Origin of the sequence: Streptomyces pacificus (assembly GCF_011766325.1) — a bacterium.
Lineage (GTDB): Bacteria > Actinomycetota > Actinomycetes > Streptomycetales > Streptomycetaceae > Streptomyces > Streptomyces pacificus.
In genome coordinates this window covers 41,512-67,896 of the sequence record NZ_BLLG01000016.1, presented here as the reverse complement: position 1 = coordinate 67,896, position 26,385 = coordinate 41,512, and the positions used below count along the sequence as shown (strand labels likewise).

Sequence of the window (26,385 nt, the reverse complement as noted above, 5' to 3'; positions counted from 1 at the left end):
GAGCGCATGCGGATCGGCGAGGTCGCCGCGCGGACCGGGCTGTCGCTGCGCACCATCCGGCACTACGAGGAGGCAGGCCTGGTCAGCCCGTCCGCCCGGTCCCAGGGCGGGTTCCGCCTCTACACCGAGACCGATGTCGCCCGCCTGATGGTGATCCGCCGCATGAAGCCGCTGGGCTTCACTCTGGAGCAGATGCGCGAACTGCTCGCCGCGACCGACCGCCTCGACTCCCGCGCGGAACTGCCCGCCGCGGAGCGCGTGGAACTGCTCGGGCGGGTCCGGGCCTTCGAGCAGGCCGCGCAGCAGGCCGTGGCGGACCTGCGCACCCGGCTCTCCCGGGCCGAGGAGTTCGCCGCCGCGCTGCGCGAACGGCTGCCGCAGGACGCGGCAGCGCCGTGAACACTCGGCGACGCATGGGGACGCATGGGGACGCGCGCTCGCGGTCGACGCTGCGGTCGTGATCGCCGGACGGCGCCGTGAACACGCGGCGACGCGGGCGGAGGCGCAGGTTCGGGCGGGGTGAGCAAGCGGGGCGCAAGCGGGGGAGGAGCCGGGCGGATGCGTCAACGCCCCGCCCGCATAGGGCGGTTCACGCTGCCGGGCGCACCGTTTCGCCTTTTCCCCAGAGAACACGAGTTCGTTTCTCCGGGTCAATTCCGAGCACTTGTTCGCCCATGGTCGGCGGTCGGTCTTTCCTCGCGAAGGGCGGGGCAGGTGCCTTTCCCGTTCAGCGCCCAGACGCGCCGACCGCGCCCTTTCGGGGTGCCGCTCCGGCCCTGCCGAACTCTCTGCCGAACTCCCGACCGCGCTCCGGCCCCCGGAGGGGATCCGGGTCGAGAACCTCGCGCCGACAGCGCCGGCCGCGGCAGGAGCCCCGCGCCAAGCCGGCGGGGGAACCCGGATAAGAGCAGGCCACAGGGCTGATCGCGACAGGGGCGGGATCGGTCGCCGCCCGCTCGAAGGCTCATACGACCGGTCTTTGGGTGCACCCGCCCCGCCGCAGCGCGGAATCCAGGGGAACGCGGTGCCCGGCGGCATCCGGGGCATCTCAGTCCCGCGTTCCTCCATTTCGTTCCACGGCGTTCACCACGGGGGGCGTGCGGCGAATGAATTCCGCTCGGTTCACTCCCCTTGTGCTCGCACTATGCGCCGGTCGGCAACGCGAGCCGGCTAACACGCCCATGCGCCTGCCGCACCCACTTATGCCCACCGGATCCGAGTCATACATTCCTATCGAAGGCCATTTCAGCCAGTGGTCCTCGCCGTCGAGAGGGACGTGAATGACGAGCCGCACAGCCGAAGTCGACCTCGAAGACCTGCTCCGTCAGGCGCTGGACGCCACCGGTGAGCACCCGCGCTGGACCATCGACGCGGACGAGATGTGGTGCCGCCTCACTCCGCAGTCCGCGACGCCTCGCAAGCAGGGCTGGAAGCTGCACGTGTCGGCGACGTCGGTGTCCGCACCGGAGGTCCTGGCGAAGGCTCTGGACGTGCTGCTGCGGGAGGAGTCGGTCTTCAAGTTCGCCCGGTCCCTGGAGAAGGTGGGCGCACTCAACACCCGTGCCACGCCCCGGGGGAGCTCGGGCAAGTTCATCACCGTCTACCCGCGCTCCGACACCGACGCGGCGAGGATCGCGCTGGAACTGCACCGGGCCACCGCGGGACTGGCCGGCCCGCGGATCCTCTCGGACCAGCCCTACGCCGTGAACAGCCTGGTGCACTACCGCTACGGCGCCTTCACGGGCCGGCGCCGGCTGTCCGACGAGGGCCTGCTGGTGTGGTTCATCGAGGACCCGGCCGGCAACCCCGTCGAGGACAAGCGCACCGGCCGCTACTCCCCGCCCGCCTGGGCGGTGAGCCCCTTCCCCGCCGCGGTGCAGCCGGCCCCGCGCGCCGGGAGGGAACCGGGTCAACCGGTGCTGCTGGGAGGCCGCTTCTCGGTACGGGAGGCGATCCGCCACACCAACAAGGGCGGCGTCTACCGGGGTACGGACGCCACCACCGGCCGGCCCGTGGTCATCAAGGAGGCCCGGCCCCACGTGGAGGCCGACGCCACCGGCTGCGACGTACGCGACTGGCTCCGCGCCGAGGCCCGCGCCCTGGAGAAGCTGAGCGGGACGGGGCTCGCCCCCGAACTCCTCGCGATGTTCGAGCACGGCGGGCACCTGTTCCTGGCCCAGGAGGAGGTTCCGGGCATCCCCCTGCGCAACTGGGTCGCCGAGCACTTCCGCGACGTCGGCGGCGAGCGCTACCGCGCCGACGCCCTGGCCCAGGCCGAGCGCCTGGTGGACCTCCTCGCCGCGGCCCACGCCCAGGGCTGCGTCCTGCGGGACTTCACGCCGGGCAACATCATGGTCGGACCGGACGGCGCGCTGCGCCTGATCGACCTCGAACTCGCCGTACCGGCGGACGACGCCGCACTCCCCACGACCGTGGGGACCCCCGGTTTCAGCGCCCCCGAGCGGCTGGAGGGCGCGCCCGTGGCGCCGAGCGCCGACTACTACAGTCTGGGCGCCACGGTGTGCTTCGTCCTCACCGGCAAGGTACCGGCCCTGCTGGCCGAGGAACCGGCCGGCCGGGCGGCGCAGCAGCGGCTCGCCGACTGGCTGGACGCCTGCGCGGGCACCCTCCGCCTGCCGGACGGCACGGCCGGGATGATCCTCGGGCTGATGAAGGACGATCCCGCCGAGCGCTGGGACCCGGCACGGGCCCGCGCGGCCCTGCGCCGGACGGAGCGAGTCCCTTCGGGGCAGCCGGCCGCCGCCCCGGCCCGCGGGGATGCCGGGCACGACGCGACCCGGGCCGCGGCGGCGGGCATCGTGGACCATCTCATCGGCTCCATGACCCCGAAGGACGAGCTGCGGCTGTGGCCCGTCTCCACCCTGGCGGGGGAGGCCGACCCCTGTACCGTGCAGCAGGGCGCGGCCGGCGTGCTGGCGGTCCTGACACGGTACTTCGAGCTCACCGGCGACGAGCGGCTGCCGGAGGTGATCTCCACCGCGGGCCACTGGATCGCGGCCCGCACCGACACCCGCTCTCCGCGCCCCGGCCTGCACTTCGGCGGGCGGGGGACCGCCTGGGCGCTGTACGAGGCCGGCAGCGCCGTCGGCGACCGTGCCCTCGTGGACCACGCGACGGCCCTCGCCCTGGCCACGCAGCAGCCGACACCGAGCTACGACATCACCCACGGCACCGCGGGCAGCGGACTCGCCGCCGCGCACCTGTGGCAGCGTACCGGCGACCCGCGGTGGGCCGAGCTCGTGGTCGGCGCCGCCGACCGTCTCGTCGCCGACGCCCGGCGCGACCCGGCCGGTGTGAGCTGGCCGGTTCCCGCGGAAGCCGTCACCACGGAGGCCCTGCTGGAGGCCGGCGCCTCCGAGGAGGCCGGCAAGCGGTACCTCGGCTTCGCCCACGGAACCGCCGGCATCGCGTCCTTCCTCCTCGCCGCGGCGGCGGTCTCCGGCCGCCGGCAGTACCTGGACCTGGCCGCAGCGGCGGGGGAAGGACTGGCGGCCGCGGCCGTGCGGGTCGGCGAGGCGGCCCAGTGGCCGTCCCAGGCCGGCGATGTGCCCACGGCACCGTACTGGTGCCACGGTTCGGCCGGGATCGGCTCCTTCCTGCTCCGGCTGTGGCAGGCCACCGGGGACGACCGGTTCGGCCTGCTGGCCCGCCAGGCCGCCGGGGCCGTCGTGGAGCGCGCCTCCCGCGCCCCCCTGACCCAATGCCACGGACTTGCCGGGAACGGCGACTTCCTCCTCGACCTGGCCGCGGCCACCGGGGACCCCGCCTACCGCACGTCCGCCGAGGCCCTGGCCCGCCTCATCGTCGCCGAACGGGCCCACCGCAACGGTCACGTCGTCTTCCCCAACGAGTACGGGGAGGTCTCGACGGGCTGGAGCGACGGGTCCGCAGGAATCCTGGCGTTCCTCCTGCGGACCCACCACAAGGACTCCCGGCACTGGATGTTCCACCAGCCGGGATAGGCGGCGGGAATCCCCCCGCCGTCAACTCACACAGAGGGAGAAAGCCATGGAGAACCGCGACCTCGAGCTGCTCGCCGAACTGCACGCCCTCCCGGAGACCGACCCGGTCGGCGCCGAGGGTGCGGCCTACGCCGCGACCTGCCAGTGCATCGGCGTGCTGACGCTGCTGAACACCATCTGCATCGGCATCAGCTGCGCCTGACCGGCCGGTAAGCCCTTCGGCTCCGGTACCGGCCGGCGGCCGGGACGACGTCGGTCGTGCTGAGGAGAGGCCGAGCACCGCTCCCCGCGGGGGAGGGTCCCACTCGGCGTCCTCCTCCGCGACACGTTCCGGGGCAAGACGGGAAGGGCTCGACAAGCTCCGGCCGGCAGCCGCCTGGCGGCTGCCGGCCGGGGCACGGTTCTGCCCCGGGGGAGCCACCCGCTGCCTCCCCCGGGGCGCCGCCCGTCGCTCCCCGGGCCGTTGCCCGCCCGAGTCCGCAGCCGAACCCCCGCAGACGAGGACCCGACCATGCAGCCAAGCGCCGGTGACGACGCCCTCACCCAGACGCCCCTCCCTGCCACCGTCCCGACAGGCCCGGACGCAGCCGTCCCCACGGACCCGGACACCGCGGGGCCCGCCCCCGGGAAGGGGTACGCCATCAGCACCCGCGGCCTGGTCAAGAGCTACCCGGGTCCCGACGGGACCGCCACCCACGCCGTGCGCGGCCTGGACCTGGACGTACGCAGCGGCGAGACCTTCGCGTTCCTCGGTCCCAACGGCGCCGGGAAGTCCACCACCATCGCCCTGCTGTGCGCACTGGCGCGCCCCACCGCCGGCCGGGCCACGGTGGCCGGCGCCGACGTGGTCAGCCAGCCGGCCCGGGTACGGCGCCAGGTGGGGATGCTGTTCCAGCACAGCGCCCTGGACATGGACCTGACGGCCGAACAGAACCTGCGCATCCACGCCCGCCTGTACGGGATGAGCCGCCGCCACTCCCGCAGACGCACCCACGAGACGCTCGAGGCGGTCGGACTGACCGACCGCCGGCGATCCCCGGTGCGCACCCTGTCGGGCGGTATGCGGCGACGCCTGGAACTGGCCCGCGGACTGCTGCACGCGCCCCGGATCCTGTTCCTCGACGAGCCGACCACCGGCCTCGACCCCCACGCGCGCGCCCAGGTCTGGGAACATCTGCGCGATCTGCGGGACCGGCACGGCACCACCCTCTTCATCACCACCCACTACCTGGAGGAAGCGGAGAACTGCGACCGGCTCGCCATCATCGACCGCGGTCGCCTGGTGGCGCAGGGGACGCCCGCCGCACTGAAGGACGCGATCGGCGACGACCGGGTGGTCCTGCGCACCGGCGACGACCGGGCGGCCTGCCACGTCGTACGCCGGACCGCTCCCCCGGGCACCGGCACCGCGCTGGACGCCGAGGGGGTCCGCCTGCGCGTACCCGACGGCAGCTCGTGGATCCCCCGCCTGTGCGCGGCGCTTCAGGCCCACGGCATCCCCGTGCGGGCAGCCTCCGCGACCCCGCCGACCCTCGACGACGTCTTCTTCCACCACACCGGACGCAGCATCCACACGCCACGGCCCCCGGCCCAGCCCGCCGCCACCCGGTCGGCGGACGCCACGGCGACCCGGAAGCCCGCCCCCGCCGGGCAGGACCGGCCCGCGGCGAAGGCCGAGGGGCGCCGGTGACCACATCCGCCTCCCGGGACGCGAGGGTCCGGCCCGCCACGGACACCTCCGGCGGCCCCGGCCCGGCACCCCTGACCCGCCTGCGCCGCGAACTGCGTGCGGTCCACGCGCTGGTCCACCGCGATCTGCTGCGCCTCTCCTCCCAGCGCACCCACACGGCCCTGATGCTGGTCCAGCCGGTGCTCTACCTCTTCATCCTCGGGGGTGGGCTGGCCGCCCTCATCCCCGACTCGGCGCTGGGCGTCGGCTACCAGGCCTACCTGTTCCCCGGCATGCTGATGATGACGGTCCAGACGCCGGCCGTCATGGTCGGCATCCGCCTGATCACCGACCGCCAGAGCGGTTATCTGCGCGAGCTGCTGATGGCCCCGGTTCGCCGCTCCACCCTGCTTCTCGGCAGCTGCGCCGGCGGCACCGTGGTCGCCGCGGTCCAGGGCGCCGTGCTGCTCTCCCTCGCCGGAGCGGTCGGGCTGCCCTACGACCCGGTCCTGCTGGCGCTGCTCCTGGCCGGCATGCTCCTGGCCTCCTTCGCCATCACGGCCCTCTCCCTGGCCCTCGCCGTGGGCCTGGGCCGCCCCGAGGTCTTCCAGCTGCTGCTCGGCCTGGTGATGATGCCGCTGCTGTTCCTCTCCGGGGGCTTCTTCCCGCTGCACGCCCTGCCCGGCTGGGCCCAGGCCCTCGCCGCGGTCAACCCGCTCGCCTACGGCGTGGACCTGTTGCGGCGGAGCATCGAGCTGCAGGTGCCGGGCCACGGGGCCGCGGCGGGCATCGAGTGGTTCGGCCTGCAGCCTCCCCTCCCCCTCGAAGCGGGTGTGCTGCTGGCGACGGGGGCCCTGGCACTGCTCTGGGCGGCCCACCGCTTCGGCCGCCCCGAATGACAGCGACGCCCCGTGCGGCCTGCCCGCAGGCGGTCATCGGGACCGCCGTCGTACCCGCCCGGGGCGGACGCTGCCGGCGGTCTGTCCGCCGGCGGCACGGGCGCGGCCGGGGTCCCGGCGGCCGGCCTGTTCCGGGCCGGCCGCAGCACACCGTGTGCTCGCGGCGCCACCGGGCCCCGCGGTCCGCAGGGCCCGGTGCCGCTGACGGCCGCTCCGGTGACCGAGGGACCCGGGTGCGGGGCCCGGCTCGGACCGGCCCTCAGACGCAGGACGGGCACAGCCCGCGGTAGGTGACCACCGCCCCGGACACCGTGAACCCGTACCGCTGGTCGGCCGGGAGGCGGTCCAGCGGATCGCCGAGGGGGCGGACATCGCGAATGGCCCCGCAGCCCGAGCACACCAAGTGCTGGTGCGGACGGTGTGCGTTGGGGTCGTAGCGCTTGGCGCGGCCGTCCGTGGAGACCTCCGCGACCTCGCCCAGAGCGACCAGTTCCCCCAGGGTGTTGTAGACGGTCGCCCGGGAGATCTCGGGCAGCCGCAGCGCGGCCCGGGTGTGCACCTGGTCGGCCGTGAGGTGCACATGGTCGCCGTCGAGGACCTCCGCCACGACGCGCCGCTGGGCGGTCACCCGCCAGCCGCGTTCCCGCAGCCGCTCCAGCAGGTCGCTCATGTGGGTTCACCTATCCGCACTCGACGGGACGGCCGAAGTCTACCCGCGGATGTCCGGAATCCGATCGGATATGGATCAGGCGAGCTTCTTGACCTGGACTGCGTCCATCGTAGGATCGGTTCCGGCGACAGCCAAGGGCGCCGAGGACTCCAGCACACGGCAGGAGACGAGGACATGACGGGAACACCGCCGCCGATCCGCACCGCGCCGGCCTGCGGATGACGGCCACCGGCGCCGCGCCGTCCGGAACCGCCGCGGACGGGGCCCGGCTCCGTGCCGGTGCGGGCGCCGGCCGGACGCGTGCCCGGCCGGCCGGGCCCCGCGCGGGGCACTCGGCCCGCCGGGCCCGGCGGGCCGCGCCCGCCACGCACCGGCCGTCGCCGCGGCCGTCCGGCCATGCCACCGGGAAGGCCGTCCACCGGGACCCGCGCCCGCAGTTCGACCCCGTGCAGTCGCCGAGCCCACGCGATCCGAGCAGTCCGGAAGGATTCCCATGTCCGAGAACCACGATGCCATCGTCACCGACGCCAAGGCCGAGGGCGCGGGAGGCTGCCCCGTCGCGCACGGGCGCGCGCCGCATCCGACACAGGGCGGAGGCAACCGCCAGTGGTGGCCGGAGCGGCTCAATCTGAAGATCCTCGCGAAGAACCCGGCCGCGGCCAACCCGCTCGGCGACGGCTTCGACTACGCCGCGGCGTTCCGGAGCCTCGACCTGCCGGCCGTGAAGCGGGACATCGCCGAGGTGCTGACGACCTCCCAGGAGTGGTGGCCGGCCGACTTCGGCCACTACGGCCCGTTCATGATCCGCATGGCGTGGCACAGCGCGGGCACCTACCGCATCAGTGACGGCCGCGGCGGGGCCGGGGCCGGCCAGCAGCGCTTCGCACCGCTCAACAGCTGGCCGGACAACGGCAACCTCGACAAGGCCCGCCGGCTGCTGTGGCCGGTGAAGAAGAAGTACGGCCAGAGCCTGTCCTGGGCGGACCTCATGATCCTCGCGGGCAATGTGGCCCTCGAGTCGATGGGCTTCGAGACCTTCGGCTTCGCGGGCGGCCGCGAGGACGTCTGGGAGCCCGACGAGGACGTCTACTGGGGCCCGGAGACCACCTGGCTCGGCGACGCGCGCTACACCGGCGACCGCGAGCTGGAGAACCCGCTCGGCGCGGTCCAGATGGGCCTCATCTACGTCAACCCCGAGGGCCCCAACGGCACTCCGGACCCGCTGGCCGCCGCCCGCGACATCCGCGAGACCTTCCGCCGGATGGCGATGAACGACGAGGAGACGGTCGCCCTCGTCGCCGGCGGCCACACCTTCGGGAAGACCCACGGCGCCGGCCCGGCCGACGCCGTCGGCCCGGACCCCGAGGCCGCCCCGATCGAGCAGCAGGGCTTCGGCTGGAAGAACAGCCACGGCACCGGCAAGGGCGCCGACGCCATCACCAGCGGTCTCGAGGGCATCTGGACCACCACCCCGGTCACCTGGGACAACAGTTTCTTCGAGATCCTATTCGGCTACGAGTGGGAGCTGTTCAAGAGCCCCGCGGGCGCGCACCAGTGGCGGCCGAAGGGCGGTGCCGGCGCGGGTACCGTCCCCGACGCCCACGACCCGTCGAGGACCCATGCCCCGACGATGCTCACCACCGACCTCTCGCTGCGCTTCGACCCGGTCTACGAGCAGATCTCGCGGCGCTTCCTGGAGGACCCCGGCGCCTTCGCCGACGCCTTCGCCCGCGCCTGGTACAAGCTGACGCACCGCGACATGGGCCCGATCCAGCGGTACCTCGGCCCCGAGGTGCCGTCCGAGGTGCTGCCGTGGCAGGACCCGCTGCCCGAGGCGGCGCACGAGCTGGTGGACGCCGAGGACGTCGCAGCCCTCAAGGCACAGGTCCTCGACTCGGGCCTGCCGGTGTCGGAGCTGGTGTCCACGGCGTGGGCGTCGGCCTCGTCCTTCCGCGGCAGCGACAAGCGCGGCGGTGCCAACGGCGCCCGTATCCGCCTGCAGCCGCAGTGCGGTTGGGAGGTCAACGACCCCGACCGGCTGGCGGGCGTGCTGCGCACCCTCGAGGGGATCCGGCACTCCTTCGACTCCGCCCAGAGCGGCGGCAAGCGGATCTCGCTCGCCGATCTGATCGTCCTCGCCGGCGGAGCCGCCGTGGAGAAGGCCGCCCGGGACGCCGGCGTGGAGGTCGAGGTCCCCTTCGCGCCGGGCCGGGTGGACGCGTCGCAGGACCAGACGGACACCGAGTCGTTCGCCGCGCTCGAACCGGCCGCCGACGGCTTCCGCAACTACCTCGGCAAGGGCAACCGGCTGCCTGCCGAGTACCTGCTGATCGACCGGGCGAACCTGCTGACGCTGAGCGCACCCGAGATGACCGTCCTGGTCGGCGGACTGCGCGTGCTCGGCGCGAACCACCGGCAGTCACGGATGGGCGTGCTCACGACAACCCCGGGCAGGCTGACCAACGACTTCTTCGTCAACCTGCTGGACCTCGGCACGACATGGCAGGCGGCGGCCGGGGACGCGAGCACCTTCGAGGGCCGTGACGGCGCCACCGGCGAGGTCAAGTGGACCGGAACCCGGGCCGACCTGGTCTTCGGCTCCAACTCCGAGCTGCGCGCCCTGGCCGAGGTGTACGCGAGCGACGACGCGAAGGAGAAGTTCGTCAGGGACTTCGTGGCGGCGTGGGACAAGGTGATGAACCTGGACCGGTTCGACCTCGGCTGATCCCGCTGCCCCGTGCCCCCGGTGCCCCCGGTGCCCCCGGCGGCATCGGGGGGCCCGCCTCCGCGGACGGCGCACCCCACGGGACACGGGGGTGCGCCGTCCGCGTCGCCGGTGGGCCCGGGCCCCGCCCGCCCCACCGATCCCGGCCGGTTCGCGGGCCGGCCGGGATCGCCGGACCGGGCCATGTGTCCGGCGCAACGCCGCGCCGATGCGCCGGACAGCACGGGACTCTTGACGCTACCGACGGGTAGGGACTGGGGTGGCTGAGACCATGGGGTGTGTCGCCACCAGGCTGAAGGGATCCAGGATGTTCCGCAAGGTGCTGGTCGCCAACCGCGGCGAGATTGCGATTCGCGCGTTCCGCGCCGGCTATGAGCTGGGGGCGCGCACCGTCGCCGTCTTCCCCTACGAGGACCGCAACTCCCTGCACCGGCTGAAGGCCGACGAAGCCTACGAGATCGGCGAGCAGGGGCACCCGGTGCGGGCCTACCTCTCCGTCGAGGAGGTCGTGGCCGCCGCCCGCCGGGCGGGGGCGGACGCCGTCTACCCGGGTTACGGGTTCCTCTCCGAGAACCCGGAACTGGCCCGCGCCTGCGAGGAGGCGGGCATCACCTTCGTCGGGCCGGGCGCGGACACCCTCGAACTGACCGGGAACAAGGCCCGGGCCGTGGCCGCGGCCCGCGCCGCGGGGGTACCGGTGCTCGGCTCGTCCGAGCCCTCCACCGACGCCCGTGAACTGGTGCGGGCCGCGCAGGACATCGGTTTCCCGGTGTTCGTCAAGGCGGTCGCGGGCGGCGGAGGGCGCGGCATGCGCCGTGTGGAGGAACCGTCCGCGCTGCGCGAGTCGATCGAGGCGGCGTCCCGCGAGGCGGCGTCGGCGTTCGGCGACCCCACCGTCTTCCTGGAGAAGGCGGTCGTCGACCCGCGCCATATCGAGGTGCAGATCCTCGCCGACGGCAGCGGGAACGTCATCCACCTCTTCGAGCGGGACTGCTCGCTCCAGCGCCGGCACCAGAAGGTGATCGAGCTGGCGCCCGCGCCGAACCTCGACCCGGCCCTGCGGGACCGGATCTGCGCGGACGCGGTGCGCTTCGCCCGCGAGATCGGCTACCGCAACGCCGGCACGGTGGAGTTCCTGCTCGACCGCGACGGCCACCATGTCTTCATCGAGATGAACCCGCGCATCCAGGTCGAGCACACGGTGACCGAGGAGGTCACCGACGTCGACCTGGTCCAGGCCCAGCTGCGCATCGCGGCCGGTGAGACGCTCGCGGACCTCGGACTCGCACAGGAGACCGTCACGCTGCGCGGTGCCGCTCTGCAGTGCCGTATCACCACCGAGGATCCGGCGAACGGGTTCCGCCCGGACACGGGCCGGATCAGCGCCTACCGCTCTCCGGGCGGCTCCGGCATCCGGCTCGACGGCGGCACGACCCACGCGGGTACCGAGATCAGCGCCCACTTCGACTCGATGCTGGTCAAACTGACCTGCCGGGGCCGGGACTTCGGGGCCGCGATCGGCCGGGCCCGGCGTGCGGTGGCCGAGTTCCGCATCCGCGGCGTGGCCACGAACATCCCGTTCCTCCAGGCCGTGCTCGACGACGCGGACTTCCAGGCCGGGCGGGTCACCACGTCGTTCATCGGGGAGCGGCCGTATCTGCTCACCGCGCGCCACTCCGCCGACCGCGGCACAAAGCTGCTCACCTATCTGGCCGACGTCACGGTGAACAGGCCCCACGGCGAACGGCCGGACCTGGTCGACCCGGTCACCAAACTGCCCCCGCTGCCCGCCGGGGAGCCGCCCGCCGGCTCCCGGCAGCAGCTGGTGGCGCGCGGCCCCGAGGGCTTCGCCCGGTGGCTGCGCGCGTCGCCGGCCATCGGCGTCACCGACACCACCTTCCGCGACGCCCACCAGTCGCTGCTCGCCACCCGGGTCCGCACCAAGGACCTGCTCGCCGTCGCCCCGACGGTCGCACGGACGCTCCCCGGGCTGCTGTCGCTGGAGTGCTGGGGCGGTGCCACCTACGACGTGGCCCTGCGCTTCCTCGCCGAGGACCCCTGGGAGCGGCTGGCCGCGCTGCGCGAGGCCGTCCCCAACATCTGCCTGCAGATGCTGCTGCGCGGGCGGAACACCGTGGGCTACACCCCGTACCCGACGGAGGTCACCGACTCCTTCGTGCAGGAGGCGGCGGCCACCGGCGTCGACATCTTCCGGATCTTCGACGCCCTCAACGACGTGGGGCGGATGCGGCCCGCGATCGAGGCGGTACGGGAGACCGGGACGGCCGTGGCGGAGGTGGCCCTCTGCTACACCTCCGACCTGTCCGACCCCTCGGAGCGGCTATACACGCTGGACTACTACCTCCGCCTCGCCGAGGAGATCGTCACCGCGGGCGCCCATGTGCTGGCCGTGAAGGACATGGCCGGACTGCTGCGCGCCCCGGCGGCGGCCACGCTCGTCTCGGCGCTGCGGCGCGAGTTCGACCTCCCGGTGCACCTGCACACCCATGACACCGCGGGCGGCCAGCTCGCCACCTACCTGGCGGCGATCCACGCGGGGGCGGACGCGGTGGACGGCGCGGTCGCGTCCATGGCGGGAACGACGTCGCAGCCGTCGCTGTCGGCCATCGTGGCCGCGACCGACCACACCCCCCGCCCCACCGGGCTGGATCTGCAGGCCGTCGGCGACCTGGAGCCCTACTGGGAGGGCGTGCGCCGGGTCTACGCGCCGTTCGAGGCCGGACTCGCCGCGCCGACCGGGCGGGTCTACCACCACGAGATCCCGGGCGGGCAGCTGTCCAATCTGCGCACCCAGGCCGTCGCCCTCGGTCTGGGAGGCCGCTTCGAGGACATCGAGGCGATGTACGCCGCTGCGGACCGGATCCTCGGCAGACTGGTGAAGGTCACCCCGTCCTCGAAGGTGGTCGGGGACCTCGCCCTGCATCTGGTCGGTGCCGGGGTGTCACCGCGGGAGTTCGAGGCCGCACCCGAGCGGTTCGACATCCCGGACTCCGTCGTCGGATTCCTGCGCGGTGAGCTCGGCACCCCGCCGGGAGGCTGGCCGGAGCCCTTCCGCAGCAAGGCGCTGCAGGGCCGGGCCGGCGCCAAGCCGGTGCGGGAGCTGACGGCCGAGGACCGGGCGGGTCTCGAGAAGAGCCGCCGGGCCACGCTCAACCGGCTGCTGTTCCCCGGCCCGACGCGCGAGTTCGACACCCACCGCCAGGCCTACGGCGACACCAGCGTGCTGGACAGCAAGGCCTTCTTCTACGGACTGCGGCCGTCGAAGGAGTACGGGGTCGACCTCGAGCCCGGCGTCCGGCTCCTCATCGAGCTGCAGGCCGTCGGTGAGGCCGACGAACGCGGCATGCGGACCGTGGTGGCCACGCTGAACGGCCAGCTGCGGCCGATCCAGGTGCGCGACAGGTCGGCGGCCTCGGACGTGCCGGTCACCGAGAAGGCCGACCGCTCGGACCCGGGTCATGTCGCCGCGCCGTTCGCCGGTGTGGTGACGCTCGCCCTGGCCGAGGGGGACGCGGTGGAGGCGGGCGCCACGGTGGCGACCATCGAGGCGATGAAGATGGAGGCCGCCATCACCGCCCCCCGGGCGGGCCGTGTCGCGCGGCTGGCCATCAACCGGATCCAGCAGGTGGAGGGTGGTGACCTCCTCCTGGAGATCGCGTAGCGGTCCTGGAGCCCGCGTGACGGGGAACCGCACATCCCGGCGGGGCCGCCCACCGCACAGCGTGGCGGGACGCCACACCGCGTCACGGGGTGCGGGACCGCCTCACGGACCGGGTGCGCCCCGGACGGGCCCCGGGACCGCCCTCCCCCCGCCGCAACCCCGCCAGGGGCGGCGAGGAGGGGGCCGCCACGGCCCCGGCGGCCCATGCGGGCGGCCCATGCGGGTGGCCCGGGCGGGGGCCCGGACCGGTGCGCACGGCCACGGAGCGCACGGGCTGGGGCAGCGGGCGCGGAGCCGAGGGCAGGAGCAGGGATGGTCCTCTAATGAGCAGGCATGAGTAGGCATGAGTAGGCATGAATGCAGCGGAGCGGGGCGGCATGGCGTGATCAGGCGACCGTCCGGAGGTGAGGAAAACACCGGCCCCGGGGTCATCCGCCGGGCGGGGTTCCCGCGAAGAGGGAGTGGCGGGCAGCACGAGGGAGCCCGTCGCACCCCTCCCAGCAAAGGTGAAGCTCATGACCGACCGCCTCAGGGGAGCCGCTCTCGCCGCAGCCGGCGCGCTCCTCGTACCGCTTCCGCTCCTCGCAGCCGCTCCCACCGCCCAGGCGGCCCCCGCACTGGAACCGTTCGGGCCCGGCTGCTCCGCGCTGCCGACAAGCGGTACGGGCAGCGCGGCGGCGATGGCCGACCAGCCGGTGGCCACCGCCGCCTCGCAGCAGCCTGATCTCTCCACCCTGGTCAGCGCCGTGCAGAAGGCCGGGCTCGTGGAGACGCTGAACGACGCCGACAAGATCACGGTCTTCGCACCCACCAACGACGCCTTCGCGAAGATCCCTGAAGCCCAGCTCAACGAGATCCTGAACGACCAGGAGCAGCTGAAGAAGATCCTGACGTACCACGTCGTCGGTTCGGAGGTCACCGTCGACCAGTTGCCGGACGGCCGGTTCAAGACCCTCGAAGGGGCCGAGCTGACCACGTCCGGGTCGGGTGACTCCTTCAAGGTGAACGACTCGGCGAACATCCTCTGCGGCGACGTGGCCACGAGCAACGCCGTCGTCCACATCATCGACGAGGTGCTGCTGCCGCCGTCCTCGTAGAGTGTGATGCGCGCATGGGCCGCGCAGCCCGGGCGATGCGGCCGGGATGCGCGGCGCCGTGCATCGGGCACCGGGCGCCGGCAGCCCCGCGGCGCCCCCGGCCGTCGCGTGCCCGGGGCCGCCGCCTGCCCGCCGCCGCGTCCCCGGGCCGGGCGGACGCCGCCCGCGACTGGTGTGGCACGACCCCGGCGATCCTTCCCCGCGTTCGCCCCCTCCTGCGGGAACCTGGAGCCCGGCACCCGGCGTTGACCGGGTACGGCACGCAGGAAGCGCGGCCGACGACCGGCAGCGGACCGACAGCAGAAGCAGCAGAAGCCGAGGTGGCACCAGTGGCGATGTGGGACCGGCTCAAGGAGCAGGCCAAGAACCTCCAGCAGCCCCAGAGCGCACGGGGAGGCGGCGGGCACGGGCAGGGATACGGCCCCGCGGGGCAGGTACCGCACGGGGGTCGCGGGCACGGTTCGTCCGGCGGCTCCAAGGCCCAGCTGATCGGACTGTTCAAGTCCCAGCTCGCAGCGGCGAAGACGGAACTCAAGAGCGGCGCCTACCGGGACGCCAGCATGGCGATGTGCGCCTTGGTGGCCGCGGCCGACGGGCATGTCGACCCGACGGAGCGTCAGCGCGTCGAGGAACTGATCGTCTCGAACGACGTCCTGCAGAACTTCCCGGCGGACCAGCTCCGCCAGCGTTTCCACCAGCATGTCGACCGGCTGATGACGAACTTCGAACTGGGCAGGGCGGAAGCGCTGAAGGAGATCGCCAAGGCCGCCAAGAAGCCGCAGGAGGCCCGTGCGGTGGTCCAGACCGGCATGGTGGTCGCGGGCGCCGACGGGTTCATCGACGCCTCCGAGCAGCAGGCGGTCCGCGACGCCTGCGCGGCCCTCGGTATCCCAGCGGCGGAGTTCGGCGTCTGAGCAAGCGGCTCCGTTGTCCCCGGCCCCGCCGCACGCGGAGCCGGGGGGCCACGGAGGCCGGCAGGGGAGCACGGGGGCCGCTACGGGACCGACGACCGGCCGGGGGTCCGGCCGCCCTCGGGGCGCAGACGCCCACCGGCGATCAGCTGCTCCGGGGGCCGGGGGCCGCGCACCGGCTCCCGGGCACGGGATCCGGGCGGGCGGTGCGGGGCCGTGCCGCCCGGATGCCGGGGACATCAGTCGCGGCGCCTGGCCAGGCTGCGGACAAGTACGAGCAACGCCACCGCCATGACCGCCATATGCAGCCATGCGGGAGCTGCCGCGGCATCCGCGGCGGCCGTCACGATCGAGGTCATCCTGTCCTCCCGGTGTCGGGTCGCGGGGAACCTCTCGCTCCCTGCGGCGGGCGCCTGACCCGCCGCGCTCGCGGCGGGAGGCGGCACTGGTTGCCGGTGGGCGTCCTGGCCCGTACGGGCCAGGACGTGCGGGGGACTGCCCCGCCCTGCCCTGCGCCTGCCCCGTTCCGCCGGATCGACGCCACGGCGCGCGGGCACGGCGCGGGAGGGCCCAGGACGGCCCGGGGTCATCGCCCTCGGCGTCGACCGGCCGGACCTCCCGGCTCCGGGCGGGCCCCGGGGTTCTCCCGCAGCCCGCCGGACGAGCCGTCCGACCTTCCGGACGCCGGCGCGGTGTTTCGGCCATCCGGTCCCCTGCGCCGGTCCCCCCGCGGGGGCCGGGAAGCGGTCTACGGCACGCGCCGGCGCACTGCGCCGGCCGGTTGCGGCACGCCGGCCCCAACCCGGGGTGCTCCACCGCCGCCCTGGGCACGGGTGTCGATTCCGTCCGAAACAGGCCGTCTCGGCGGCCGCTGCACGTCGTTGGTCCCGACGGGTGGGCCCGGCCCTTGCCGCCCGATGCCCCGAATCGACGACCCGAATCGACGTACCCCTGTCGCCGCCCCACGGACCGGCGCCGCGAGAAAGGCCCAGCCATGACCCCTCCCCGTGCCACCGCGGGGGCCCGCGGAATCCCCGATCCGACGGCCGAGGTGCTCCCGTCCGGCCCGTCCCGGCGCACGGCTCCCGTACGCGTGAGCGGCACCGCGCGGGGGCCGGCAGTCCGGCGGCCGGCAGTGTGCGGCAGCGGGGCGTCGTGAGTACGACGTGGCTGCCACCGGAGCAGTACGCCGAGACGCTGATGAAGGCGACCGCCTTCGCCTGCCTGTTCTTCACCGACGAGGAGGACCGGCCGCTGCAGTTGCGGGCGGTGTACTCACAGGAGCACCCGTGGCAGTGGCCCGGCGGGACGATGGATCCGGGCGAGCGTCCGTGGGAAACGGCGGTGCGGGAGTGCCGGGAGGAGACCGGAATGACCGTCGAGGGGCCCACGCGGCTGCTGGCCGCCGTGTACGGCCTGCCGGGCGCGCAGTGGCCGTACAGCACGATCGGGTTCGTCTTCGACGGGGGGAGGCTCACCGCCGACCGGATCGCCGGCATCACTCTGGATCCGGCCGAACACGACGAGGTGCGCGTCCTGTCGCCGGAGCAGTGGCGGGCCCGCATGCCGGAGCGGGACTTCGCGCGGCTGCGGGCGGTACTCGAGGCCCGCCGGACGGGTGTGACGGCGTACTTCGACACCTGGGGCTGGGACGCCTGAGCCGGGCCGTACACGGGAGCCGCTTGTCCGGACGGGACGTTCGGCGAGGCATCCGGCGAGGTGCTGGGCACGGCGCCGGACACGGGAGTTGCGACACGCCCCCGAGCCGCCGAATGCCCGGGTACGGACGTGCCGGTCCGGTCTGATCGTGCCCGACTCGTTTCGTCGAGAACCCTCTAGGAGAGATCATGCGCATGCGATTCGCGTCCACCGCGGCGGCCCTCGCCGTGGCCGGTGTCCTCGTCGGCGCCGGCAGCGCCGTGGCGGACAGCGGGGCGACGGGCGCGGCGGTCGGCAGCCCGGGTGTGCTGTCGGGCAACGTCGTCCAGATCCCCGTGCACGTTCCGGTGAACGTGTGCGGCAACTCGGTGAATGTCATCGGCCTGCTCAACCCGGCCTTCGGCAACGTCTGCATCAACAGCTGACGCGTCCACGCCGCCATCGGCACCGGTGCGGCCGGGGCACGGGCGGCTCGCCCGCCGGCCGGGCACGGGGCCGGATCCTCACACCGGGGGTCCGGCCCTCGGGCTTTCCCCGCCGGGCCGGGGCCGGGGCGCGGCACCCCGGGCCGCGGGGCCGGGGACTCCCCCGCGCCTGCGGGTGGGCGCGCCGGGCTCGACCCCGCACGATCGGGTGCGCGACACCGGTCGCCCGCCGGTCGCCGTACCGCCGGCGGGCCCCTCAGGCGCCATGGCAAGCCGAGCGGCGGCTTCGCGGCGATCGCGGCATGCGGACGGACCGGGCGGCGGTCCAGCGGCCGGTCGCGCGGACCGGATGACGCGGAGCAGGACACGCGGAGCCGGACACGCGGAGCCGGACACGGGGAGCCGGACACGGGGACCGGATCGCGCGGTGCGAGGCCGCCCGGCAGGCCCGGGGGTCCTTCCCCGTCCCGGTTCCTCGCCCGCGGACCGCTCTGGACCCCGAGCCGGCGGGCATCGACGCGATTCGGCCGGACGCATGCGTTCCGCGACAGGCTCCCCCGGCGCACGGGCGGCTGCTCCGGAAAGCGTCGCCAGGTGAACGCACCGAAAGTGCCGGCCCGTTCGGGAGCGCTCAGGGGGTGGGCGTCGGCAATCAGCCAACGTTGACCATTGAACGGCCGGAGAATCCCGCCGATCACGTTGACACCGCATGACCGAGACGCCAGGATGGCGGGCCGCGCCGCCGGAATCCCCCCACCTCTTCCCCGCGCCTCCGCCTCTCCCTTGCGCCCCCACTCCCCCCACCCCCGCCTCCCCCTCGCGAAATTCCTTGGCGCCCCCGGGCTGCCGGGCCGCCGGCCCGCCGCCCCATTTAGCCGTGCCCGCGTTCTCCCACCAGCTCTTCGCGGCCTTCTCGAAAGGCCAAGTACGGCCGTTGACCTATGGTTGCCCCTTGAGTAACTTGCCACTATCTTTCGAACCGCCTCGCGAATGACACGAATTGATTTCCACGGGCATTAAAAGATCCCGCACGTCCCGCACCGCTGATCGGCCGACATTTAACCTCCGGGCAACACCAAAGCCTTTTCGGGGAATGATGAATTCGGTAGAGCGCAATGTGGACCTGGTCATCGGAATCACCCCCTTCGGTGAACCGGACGCCCGCCTCGCCACCGCGGTGAGCCGCGCCGGTGGGCTCGGAGTGCTCGACCTGGGGCGGGGAGACCGGAGGGCGAGGGACGCCCTGGCGGCAGTGCGCCGATGGGCCCCGGGGCGCTACGGCGTGCGGATCGGCCCGCGCTGCCGGATCGACCCGGCGGAACTCCTCACGGGGCACGGCTCCCCGGGCGGTCCTGACACCGTGGTGCTCGCGCCGGGCTCCTCATGGGGCCTGTCCGCGGTCCCCCCGGACGCCCCGCTCCGCGTGCTGGTGGAGGTCACCGGCCTGGAGACGGCCCGCCGGGCCGTGGACTCGGGCGCCGACGGCCTGATCGCGCGCGGCAGCGAGTGCGGCGGCCCGGTCGGCGAGCTGAGCACCTTCGTACTGCTCCAGCAGCTCCTCTCGGCGGATGGGCCGGGGGTTCCGGTGTGGGCCTGCGGTGGGATCGCGCCCCGCACCGCGGCTGCCGCCGTGGTGGGCGGGGCCGCCGGGGTGGTGCTCGACACCCAGCTCGCGCTGCTGGCCGAGTCGCAGCTGCCCGAGGAGGTCGCGGCGCCGCTGCGGACGGCCGACGGCTCGCAGACCGTGGTGTCCGGCGGTCGCCGTGCGCTGCGCCGGCGCGGCCCCGCCGGGTGGTCCGCTGCCGACGGCGACGCGTCCGCCGAGCCCCCCGGCCTGCCCGCGGGGCAGGACGCCGGCCTGGCGGTCCTGTTCGCCGAGCGCTGGGGGGACGCCGGCGGTGCGGTCCGCGCGGTGGCCGGTGCCGTGCGGGATGCCGTGACCGGCGGCGCGGGCACCGCGGCCCGGGCGCTGCGGCCGGACTCGCCGATGAGCCGGGCCCTGGGTACCCGGCTGCCGGTCGCCCAGGGCCCGATGACCCGGGTAAGCGACGGTGCCGCGTTCGCCGCCGCCGTCGCCGACGACGGGGCCCTTCCCTTCGTCGCCCTGGCGCTCGCCGGCGCGGAGCGGTCGGCGGCGATGCTGGAGCAGGCGCGCCGGGTCCTGCACGGCAGGCCCTGGGGGGTCGGCATCCTGGGCTTCGCGCCGGAGGAGACGAGGACCGCCCAGCTGGCCGCTGTCCGGGCCGCCGGTCCCACCCACGCGATCGTGGCGGGCGGGCGGCCGTCCCAGGCCAGGGTGCTGGAGGAGGCCGGTGTCAAGGCGTTCCTCCACGTCCCTTCCCCGGGACTGCTGCGGCAGTTCCTCGACGCCGGTGCCCGCCGCTTCGTCTTCGAGGGCGCCGAGTGCGGCGGCCACGTCGGCCCCCGCAACAGCTTCCCGCTCTGGGAGGCCCAGCTGACGGTCCTGGAGGACTTCCTCGACGGGCTCGCCGGGAGGGGGGAGGAAGAGGCGAGGGCCGCCGCCGGGCGGATCGAGGTCTTCCTTGCGGGCGGCATCCACGACAGGCGCTCCGCCGCGATGGCGGCCGCGCTCGCCGCCCCGCTGACCGCGCGCGGCTGCGCGGTGGGCACCCTGATGGGCACGGCGTACCTGTTCACCGAGGAGGCGGTCGCCCACGGCGCCGTCCGTCCGCTGTTCCAGCGCCGGGTGCTCGCGGCCGAGCGCACCTCGCTCCTGGAGACCGCGCCCGGCCATGCCACGCGCTGTGTGCCGAGCCCGTTCAGCGAGGCCTTCGGCACCCTGGCGGCCGCTATGCGCGAGGAGGGACTGGCCGAACGGGAGGTCTGGGAGCGGCTGGAGCGGCTGAACGTCGGCAGGCTGCGGATCGCGGCCAAGGGCGTGGAACGCACCGCCGACGGCGGCCTCGGGGCCGTCGGCGAGGAACGGCAGCTCGCGGAGGGGATGTTCATGGCCGGCGAGGTCGCGGTGCTGCGGTCGGCCACCACCACTCTCGCCGGGCTGCACTCCGACGTCTGCGAGGGCGCGGCGCGCTTCCTCACCGGACGGGCCCGCGCGCTGGCGTCCGCCACCGGACCCGGCGGGCGTACACAGGATCAGACCGGACCGGAGCCGCCACACCCGCTGGACGTGGCGGTGGTCGGCATGGCGTGCATGTTCCCCGGCGCGCCCGATCTGGCGTCGTTCTGGGCGAACGTCCTCGACGGGGTCGACTCGGTCGGCGAGGTGCCCCGCGAGCGCTGGGATCCCGAGGTGCACGGTGTCGAGGCGGGCGGTGCGGTGACCTCCCGCTGGGGCGGGTTCCTGCCGCCGATCCCCTTCGACGCCCTGCGCTACGGCATTCCTCCCGCCTCGCTCGGCAGCATCGAGCCCGTGCAGCTGCTGGCCCTGGAGGCCGCGCGGCGGGCGCTGGACGACGCGGGGCTCGGTGACGGCGGCCGGGACTTCGACCGGACGCGCACGGGTGTGGTGTTCGGCGCCGAGCCCGGCAGCGACCTGTCCCACGCGACCGCGCTGCGCGCGGTGCTCCCCGCCTACCTGGGCGGGATGCCCGACGGCCTCGATGAGCAGCTGCCGACGCTGACCGAGGACTCGTTCCCCGGGATGCTCGCCAACGTGATCTCCGGGCGGATAGCGAACCGGCTCGACCTGGGTGGGCCGAACTTCACCGTCGACGCGGCCTGCGCCTCCTCCCTCGCCGCGGTGGACGTCGCCTGCAAGGAACTGGTCGCGGGCACCAGCGACGTCATGCTGTGCGGAGGCGCCGACCTGCACAACGGCATCAACGACTACCTGCTGTTCTCCTCGGTGCACGCCCTCTCCCCCACCGGCGGCTGCCGGGCCTTCGACGGCTCGGCCGACGGGATCACCCTCGGGGAGGGCGTGGCGTGTGTGGTGCTGAAGCGGCTGGCCGACGCCGAGCGGGACGGCGACCGCGTGTACGGGGTCGTCAAGGGCATCGGCAGCTCCAGCGACGGCCGGTCACTCGGGCTGACGGCACCGCGCCCCGAGGGGCAGCGCCGGGCTCTGGAGCGGGCGCACCGCGCCGCGGGGACATCGCCCGCCGATGTGGGGCTCGTGGAAGCGCACGGGACGGGCACCGTCGTCGGCGACAGAACCGAACTGGGCGTCCTCACCGAGGTGTTCGAGGAGGCGGGCGCCGCCCCCGGCGGCTGTGTGCTGGGTTCGGTGAAGTCCCAGATCGGGCACACCAAGTGCGCGGCGGGCCTGGCCGGTCTGATCAAGACGGTGATGGCCCTGCACACCGGGGTGCGGCCGCCCACCCTGCATCTGGAGCAGCCCAACGCCGCCTGGGAGGAGGGCCGCGGCCCGTTCGTCTTCCACCGCGAGGCACTGCCGTGGGCCGCACCGCCCGAGCGGCGCGTGGCGGGCCTGAGCGCGTTCGGCTTCGGAGGCACCAACTTCCATGTGGTGCTGGGCGCTCACGGCGGTGGGGCGCCGCCCTCGCACGGGCGTGACGCGTGGCCGGCCGAGCTGTTCCTGTTCCGCGGGGCGGACGCGGCGGCCGCCCGCCGGGCCGCGGAGTGGCTGATGGAGACGGCGTCCCCGGCGGGGGACGGGAGCGGCGGGTGGCGGCTGCGGGATCTGGCGCTCGCCGCCTCGCGGCGCGCCGAGGCGGACCGAGGCCCGGTGCGGATCGCCGTCGTGGCGGAGGATCCGGAGGGGCTGCGGCTGCGGCTGCGGCGGGCCCTGGTCGGTGAGCACGACCCGGGCGCCGGCGTCCATCTCGCCGATGGCGACGTGACGGCCCCGGGCACACGGGGCGAGGCGGGCGGCTCGGCCCGGGAGGGCACGAAAAGCACGGCGGACGGCGCGCCCCGGAGCGGGTGCGGCACCGGCAGGGTCGCCTTCCTCTTCCCCGGGCAGGGCAGCCAGCGCACGGGGATGTTCGCCGGCCTCTTCGGCGCCTTCCCCGAGCTGCAGTACCTGCTGGCGCTCGACCGCGGCACGGCCGCCGCGCTGTATCCCCCGGCGGCGTTCACGGAGGCCGCGAGCGGGCAGCGCACCGCCGCCCTCACCGACACCCGGGCCGCGCAGCCGGCGCTCGGCATGGTGGGACTCGCCGCGCACACGCTGCTGAGCCGGGCCGGGGTCGTGCCCGACATGGCGGCCGGCCACAGCTACGGCGAACTGGTCGCCCTGAGCGCCGCCGGGACCGTGGACCCAGAGACCCTGCTGACGCTGAGTTCGGAGCGGGCCGCCGCGATCCTCGCGGCGGCCGGGGACGACCCGGGGGCCATGGCGGCGGTGGCCGCCTCCCCCGCGGACGTCGAGCGGATCCTCGGCCCGGCCGGCGGCGGCGGTGAGGACCGCGGCGGCCCCGGCCGCAACAGCGCGGCCGGCGGGCTCCCGGACGGCGGGCTCCCGGACGGCGGAGTCCTGGCCGGCGGAGTCCTGGCCGGGCTCGTCGTGGCCAACCGCAACACTCCGCGGCAGACGGTGGTCTCCGGTCCCACCACGGCGGTGGACGCCGCGGTGCGGCTGCTGCGCGAGGCCGGGCTCGGGGCGAAGCGCCTGCCGGTGGCCTGCGCGTTCCACAGCCCGCTGGTCGCGGCCGCGGGTGAGCGGTTCGCCCGGGTTCTGACCGGACACCGTTTGCGGGCACCGGAGTTCCCTGTGTGGTCGAACCGTACCGCGGAGCCCTACCCTGCCTCCCCCGAAGGTATCAGCGCGGAACTGGCCGCGCAGATCAGTGCGCCCGTGCGGTTCGACGAGCAGGTCGAGGCGATGTACGCGGCAGGCGCCCGGGTCTTCGTGGAGTGCGGCCCGGGAAGAGCACTGACCGGGCTGGTGGCCGACATCCTCGGGGACCGGCCGCACCTGTCCGTCGCGTGCGCTCCCCGGCCGGAAAGCGGACTGCCCGGCTTCCTCGACGCGCTGGCCCGGCTCGCGGTCGCCGGACTGCCGGTCGCCACCGGATGGATGTTCACCGGACGCGACGCGGTGGACCCGAGCCGGGCCGGGCGCGAACGGCCCGCCGGATGGACGGTCGACGGGCATCTCGTCCGAACCGCGTCCGGTGAACTCCTGCCCGGTGCGCTGGCACCGGCCCGACGTGTCGCGGAGGCGACTGTGACGAGCCAACCCGGGGGCCGGGCGGCCGAGGACGCCGCGAGCGGCCAGGACGCGCTGATCGCGGAGTTCCTGCGCACGAGCAGGGAGATGGTGGCGGCGCAACGCGACGTCCTGCTGACGTACTTCGGCGCCCCGGCGTCCGGCGACCCGCTGCCCGCCCCGCCGGGCGCCCCACCCGTGTCCACCGCGCCCGTGCCCACCGCGCCCGTGCAGAGCCCGCAGCCGCGGGACCCCGGCACCACCACCGGGTGGGTTCGAGGGCCGCTGCCGGAAACGGCGGGGACGGCCGCTTCCGGCGGGGACGCGGGTGCCGCCGCGCCGCCCTCCGGCAGCGACGTGCTGCACATGATCGTGGACATCATCAGTGAACGGACCGGCTACCCCGCCGGCATGGTCGAGCCCGGTCTCGACCTGGAAGCGGATCTGAGTATCGACTCGATCAAGCGGACCGAGATCGTCGGGGAACTGGCCGGGCGGCTGGTCGCCGCGGGCGCGGTGCCGGCGGGCAGGGGCACGCTCGACGACGCCGCGGTGGAGGAGCTGTCCCGGGCGAGGACCGCCGAGAGTCTGGCCGCGAGGATCCGAGCCCTGCTGCCCGGTACCGGGGACGAGCCGGACGGCGGGCCCGCGGACCCCGGGGACCCCGCGGACGTGTCGTGGCCGCCGCCCGCCTCGGCACCGGCCTCCGTCGGGCATACGGGCACCGGCGGGGCGGATCCGGCGGCCGGCACGCCCCCGCCCCCGGCGGGGCCCGGAGAGCGGTCGCACCCCTCGGACACCTCCCACCTCCCCGACGCCTCGGACGCCTCGGACCCTTCGGATCCTTCAGCGCCCTCCCGCCCCTGGGACGCCGGGAGCGCCGGCCCTAGCGCTGACGCGGCGGACGTCAGGGGCACTACGGGCACCGGGGCAGCCGCAGGCACCGGGAACACCGCGGGAACGGCGGCGGCCGCAGGCACCGGGGACCTGGCCGGCGCCGGCGCGACCGGAGCTGCGCAAGGCCCCCCGTTCACGGCGGCCCCCCTGGTCGCGGCGCCGAAACGCCTCCTGGCCCGGAAGGTTCCCCTGCCCGGCGATCCGGGTGCCGCGGCGCCCGCAGCCCTGCGGGGGCGGCGGTTCGCGCTGCTCGGCGACGGTGACGGCGCGCTCGCCGGGGTCGCGGAAGCGCTCGCGGCGGAGCTGGAGCGGCACGGTGCCCTGCCCGCCGTCCTCGGCGCCGAGCAGCGCCAACCGCTGCCGCAGGAGGGCCACGGCCCGCTCGACGGCGTCGTCCTCCTCGACCCGCTGGCGGTCTCCGGACCGCCGGTCCTGCCCGCCGCCTTCCCGTCCGTCAAGGCCGCGCTGGCCCGCCGCCCCGCACGGCTCGTCGCCGTACGGCTCACCGAGGGCGGCCGGGCGGCAGGGCGTTCGGCGGGGCTGCGCGGGCTCTTCCGCACCATCGCCCGGGAGTGCCCGGACACCGAGGCGACCGTGCTCGACCTCGACCCGGGCGGCAGGGGCGGCCGGCTGCGCACACCGGAAGGCGCCGCCGCCGCGGTGCTCGAGGAGCTGGGGGCTGCCGGCTGCGCACCGGTCGTCCTGCGCGACGCCGACGGCCGTCACGGGTGGGAACTCGCCGAGGCGCCCCTGGGGCTGACGGCGGTGACCGGTGCAGGACCGGCCGGGGACGGGGCTGCCGAAGCGGCGGCACTGGGCCTCGACCAGGACTCCGTCGTCCTGTTCACCGGCGGGGCCCGGGGCATCACGGCCGCCTGCGCCATCGCCCTCGCACGGGCCTGCCGGTGCCGCGTCGAACTGCTCGGCAGGACGCCCGCTCCCGCCGGGCCGGAGGACCCGCTGACGGCGGCGGCCCGCGACCGGTCGGCCCTGCGCCGCGCACTCGCCGCACAGGGCGGGTACGGCTCCCCCGCCGGCGTCGACCGGGCGGCCGGACTCCTCCTCGCCCAGCGGGAGATATCCGCGACCCTTGCCGCGCTCGATGCCGCCGGGAGCCGGGTCCGCTACCGCAGTGCCGACTGCCGCGACTCCGCGGCCGTGCTCCAGGCGGTGAAGGAGATCCACGCCGACCACGGGCGCCTCGACGGGGTCGTCCACGCGGCGGGGGTCGTCGACGACCGGCTCATCGCGGAGAAGTCCGCCGAGTCCTTCGAGCGGGTGTACCGCACCAAGGTCGGCGGGGCCACCGCCCTGCTCTCGGCCCTCGACGAACTCCCCGGCGGCGGGCCGTCGTTCATGGTGCTGTTCGGCAGCGTCGCCGCGGTGCTCGGCAACCGGGGCCAGGCGGACTACGCGGCGGCCAACGACGCCCTGGAGACCCTGGGCGAGCAGTGGGGGACGCGAACCGGACGGCGGGCGCTGACGGTGCACTGGGGCCCGTGGGCCCCCGATGGCGTGCACACCGGCATGGTCCAGCCGGAACTCGCACGGGCGTACGCCAGGCGCGGGATCACCCTGATCGACCCCGAGGAGGGGCCGCCGGCCCTGCTGCGGGAACTCGCCTGGGGCGGCCTGACGGCCGGGGCGGTCGTCCACACCGCCTCGGAGTGGTGA

Annotated in this window: 13 protein-coding genes; 12 read left to right on the top strand and 1 reads right to left on the bottom strand. The window is 74.8% G+C overall.

Annotated elements, in window-relative coordinates:
- Nucleotides 1-6: 6 nt before the first annotated feature.
- The 5 genes from SCWH03_RS22085 (at nt 7) to SCWH03_RS22065 (ending at nt 6,551) form a co-directional block, all read left to right on the top strand.
- Entirely contained in the window at nt 7-399 is a 393-nt protein-coding gene (locus SCWH03_RS22085) for a MerR family transcriptional regulator (protein WP_173266085.1), read from the top strand.
- Between the two features lie 881 nt (nt 400-1,280).
- The gene (gene lanL / locus SCWH03_RS22080) at nt 1,281-3,983 is read left to right on the top strand and encodes a class IV lanthionine synthetase LanL (protein WP_173266035.1); all 2,703 of its coding nucleotides are present in this window, start codon (nt 1,281-1,283) and stop codon (nt 3,981-3,983) included.
- 46 nt (nt 3,984-4,029) lie between these two features.
- Nucleotides 4,030-4,185 carry a VenA family class IV lanthipeptide gene (locus SCWH03_RS22075; RefSeq protein ID WP_173266034.1) on the top strand — a complete coding sequence of 52 codons (156 nt, stop codon included), beginning with the start codon at nt 4,030-4,032 and terminating at the stop codon, nt 4,183-4,185.
- A gap of 309 nt (nt 4,186-4,494) precedes the next feature.
- A complete protein-coding gene (locus tag SCWH03_RS22070; protein WP_173266033.1) occupies nt 4,495-5,673 on the top strand; it encodes an ABC transporter ATP-binding protein in 1,179 nt (392 codons plus the stop codon).
- Nucleotides 5,674-5,753: 80 nt separating this feature from the next.
- On the top strand, nt 5,754-6,551 hold the full coding sequence (locus SCWH03_RS22065) for an ABC transporter permease (RefSeq protein WP_173266084.1): 798 nt from the start codon (nt 5,754-5,756) through the stop codon (nt 6,549-6,551).
- 259 nt (nt 6,552-6,810) lie between these two features.
- On the opposite strand, the gene SCWH03_RS22060 is transcribed toward SCWH03_RS22065, so the two are convergent.
- Nucleotides 6,811-7,221, bottom strand: a complete 411-nt coding sequence (locus SCWH03_RS22060; protein ID WP_173266032.1) for a Fur family transcriptional regulator — start codon at nt 7,219-7,221, stop codon at nt 6,811-6,813.
- A gap of 493 nt (nt 7,222-7,714) precedes the next feature.
- Between SCWH03_RS22060 and katG the strand changes: the two genes are divergently transcribed.
- From katG to SCWH03_RS22025, 7 genes are all read left to right on the top strand, one after another.
- Complete coding sequence (gene katG / locus SCWH03_RS22055; RefSeq protein ID WP_173266031.1) at nt 7,715-9,946, top strand: catalase/peroxidase HPI; 2,232 nt, start codon at nt 7,715-7,717, stop codon at nt 9,944-9,946.
- 307 nt (nt 9,947-10,253) lie between these two features.
- Nucleotides 10,254-13,628, top strand: a complete 3,375-nt coding sequence (locus SCWH03_RS22050; protein WP_173266083.1) for a pyruvate carboxylase — start codon at nt 10,254-10,256, stop codon at nt 13,626-13,628.
- 515 nt (nt 13,629-14,143) lie between these two features.
- Entirely contained in the window at nt 14,144-14,725 is a 582-nt protein-coding gene (locus tag SCWH03_RS22045; protein WP_173266030.1) for a fasciclin domain-containing protein, read from the top strand.
- A gap of 329 nt (nt 14,726-15,054) precedes the next feature.
- Complete coding sequence (locus tag SCWH03_RS22040; RefSeq protein ID WP_173266029.1) at nt 15,055-15,639, top strand: tellurite resistance TerB family protein; 585 nt, start codon at nt 15,055-15,057, stop codon at nt 15,637-15,639.
- A 1,152-nt stretch (nt 15,640-16,791) separates the two neighbouring features.
- Nucleotides 16,792-17,295, top strand: coding sequence for an NUDIX domain-containing protein (locus SCWH03_RS22035; protein WP_173266028.1), 504 nt, complete (start codon nt 16,792-16,794; stop codon nt 17,293-17,295).
- A gap of 194 nt (nt 17,296-17,489) precedes the next feature.
- Complete coding sequence (locus SCWH03_RS22030) at nt 17,490-17,720, top strand: chaplin (protein ID WP_254076947.1); 231 nt, start codon at nt 17,490-17,492, stop codon at nt 17,718-17,720.
- Nucleotides 17,721-18,816: 1,096 nt separating this feature from the next.
- Nucleotides 18,817-26,385, top strand: a complete 7,569-nt coding sequence (locus SCWH03_RS22025; protein WP_216854784.1) for a type I polyketide synthase — start codon at nt 18,817-18,819, stop codon at nt 26,383-26,385.

Coding starts and splice junctions, on each gene's coding strand:
- SCWH03_RS22085 (WP_173266085.1), top strand. CDS start 7: ATGCGGATCGGCGAGGTCGCCGCGCGGACCGGGCTGTCGCTGCGCACC.
- lanL (WP_173266035.1), top strand. CDS start 1,281: ATGACGAGCCGCACAGCCGAAGTCGACCTCGAAGACCTGCTCCGTCAG.
- SCWH03_RS22075 (WP_173266034.1), top strand. CDS start 4,030: ATGGAGAACCGCGACCTCGAGCTGCTCGCCGAACTGCACGCCCTCCCG.
- SCWH03_RS22070 (WP_173266033.1), top strand. CDS start 4,495: ATGCAGCCAAGCGCCGGTGACGACGCCCTCACCCAGACGCCCCTCCCT.
- SCWH03_RS22060 (WP_173266032.1), bottom strand. CDS start 7,221: ATGAGCGACCTGCTGGAGCGGCTGCGGGAACGCGGCTGGCGGGTGACC.
- katG (WP_173266031.1), top strand. CDS start 7,715: ATGTCCGAGAACCACGATGCCATCGTCACCGACGCCAAGGCCGAGGGC.
- SCWH03_RS22050 (WP_173266083.1), top strand. CDS start 10,254: ATGTTCCGCAAGGTGCTGGTCGCCAACCGCGGCGAGATTGCGATTCGC.
- SCWH03_RS22045 (WP_173266030.1), top strand. CDS start 14,144: ATGACCGACCGCCTCAGGGGAGCCGCTCTCGCCGCAGCCGGCGCGCTC.
- SCWH03_RS22030 (WP_254076947.1), top strand. CDS start 17,490: ATGCGATTCGCGTCCACCGCGGCGGCCCTCGCCGTGGCCGGTGTCCTC.
- SCWH03_RS22025 (WP_216854784.1), top strand. CDS start 18,817: ATGAATTCGGTAGAGCGCAATGTGGACCTGGTCATCGGAATCACCCCC.